This is a genomic window from Terriglobus albidus, assembly GCF_025685425.1.
Lineage (GTDB): Bacteria > Acidobacteriota > Terriglobia > Terriglobales > Acidobacteriaceae > Terriglobus > Terriglobus albidus.
On record NZ_JAGTAS010000013.1, the window covers coordinates 1 to 1,392 of the forward strand.

The 1,392-nt window shown below is 58.9% G+C and carries 1 protein-coding gene; it reads left to right on the plus strand.

All coding sequences use genetic code 11. The features are described from left to right. Window positions 1–88: 88 nt before the first annotated feature. Window positions 89–1,141, plus strand: a complete 1,053-nt coding sequence (locus OHL21_RS00080) for an IS110 family RNA-guided transposase (RefSeq protein ID WP_263415209.1) — start codon at window positions 89–91, stop codon at window positions 1,139–1,141. Window positions 1,142–1,392 lie beyond the last annotated feature (251 nt).

The window sequence follows — 1,392 nt, forward strand, 5'->3', positions numbered from 1 at the left end:
GATGGGATAAGGAAGAAGGCTTCAGCGAAGATCGAGATAGTAAGGGTTTCGAGGACCAGCTATCAGGAAGATCAGGAGAAGCCTTCTTATGCAGATTGTAGGTTGTGATTTCCATCCGCGGTGGCAGCAGGTTGCATTTTTAGACCAGGAGACTGGTGAGTACGGGGAAGCGAAGTTGATCAACGGTGACGGGGAGGCGGAGCGGTTCTACCGCTCGTTGTCTGCAGGAGCGCTTGTAGGGATCGAGTCGTGCGGCAACGCGCAGTGGTTTATTGATCTGCTGCGCAGTCTAGGCCACACGGTGTGGGTTGGAGATGCGGCGCAGATCCGAGCCAGCTATGTACGGAAGCAGAAGACGGACCGGCGGGATGCGGGCCATATCCTGAAGCTGCTGGTGGAGGATCGTTTTCCCCGGTTGTGGACGCCCTCTGCCGAGCAGCGGGATCTGCGTCAGCTGCTGATCCACCGTCACAAGCTGGTGGAGATCCGGAGCCGGGTGAAGAACGGGCTGCAGCACCTGGCGATGAACCGTGGCGTGCAGAAGCAGTCCCGGCTGTGGAGCGTTCGGGGGAGGGCTGAGTTGGAAAAGCTTCCCCTGGAGGGCTGGAGTGCTCGTCGCCGGGAAGATCTGCTGGAGCTGCTGACCGGCCTGGACCGTCAGGTGCAGGAACTGGATGAGGCCGTCGTACAGGCGGCCAGAGAGGATGCAAAGGCAAGGCTGCTGATGAGCCAGCCGGGTGTCGGTCCGATCACGGCGATGGCCTTCGTGCTGACGATCGGAGATGTAAACCGGTTCCCCTACAGCGGCAAGCTCACCAGCTATCTGGGACTGATCCCCAGCGAATATACCTCCGGCGGCAAGCGGAGACTGGGAGCCATCACCAAGCAGGGCAACCGGTTCATGCGCCAGTTGCTGGTGGAAGCAGCGCAAACAACCTGCCGGTTGGATGAGGGATTTCGAAAGCAGTATCAGGCTCGCTGCCATCATAAGCCCAAAGCGGTGGCCAAGGTGGCGGCAGCAAGGAGGTTAGCCGTGCGACTCTACTGGATGCTCAGGCTCAATAAACCCTATCCGGAGATCGCCCATATCGAGAGCAGCTCGGGGGTGCCCCTGGCCAACAACGGTCGTGACGTTGAGTGAGCGCTCTCGCATCCAGCAAAGGCTGGATGTCCGCATAGAAGCATCATGGCCTGTTACATACGGTCGAATCGATGGTTGGTGGGGCAGATGCCCACAGAGATCTTGATGCAGCGTTGAGTTAATCCAGAAGCTCTGGTCCTCGAAACCCTCGCTCCCTGGACACTCATACGGTGCTCGCGCATCGAATAGTGGTGTACGCTCGTTTTACCCCTTGACACAGTCTTCTTCCTTATCGAGGGGCACCCGGCTAT

Excerpts from the sequence above, each read along its gene's own strand:
- OHL21_RS00080 (WP_263415209.1), top strand. The coding sequence starts at position 89 with ATGCAGATTGTAGGTTGTGATTTCCATCCGCGGTGGCAGCAGGTTGCA.